Below are 233 nucleotides of genomic sequence, written 5' to 3'. Positions count from 1 at the left end.
GGCGGCGGGTGGCGCCGCCGCCCCGGCGTACGCCGGGGGGCCGGCGGGCTCGTACGTCTGCACGGTGACGCCGCCGGGCGTCGCCCGGGACGCCACGAGCGTCAGCCGCAGGTCCGGGCCGTCCTGCGGGAACAGCCGCGTGCCCTGGCCGACGACGCCCGGGTAGACCAGCAGGGTCATCCGGTCGACGAGGCCCTGCGCGAGCAGCCACCGGACCAGCACCCCGCTGCCCG

General features: G+C 79.8%; 1 protein-coding gene. It reads right to left on the bottom strand.

Annotation, left to right across the window (positions count from 1 at the left end; genetic code table 11):
* Positions 1 to 233: dihydrofolate reductase family protein (locus KVT14_RS21545; RefSeq protein WP_217617404.1), on the bottom strand; the 233-nt coding region annotated here is incomplete at both ends.

The organism is Cellulomonas sp. GbtcB1, assembly GCF_019091725.1.
Lineage (GTDB): Bacteria > Actinomycetota > Actinomycetes > Actinomycetales > Cellulomonadaceae > Cellulomonas.
The sequence above is the reverse complement of the archived record's forward strand: the minus strand, read 5'-3'. Positions and strand labels throughout refer to the sequence as shown.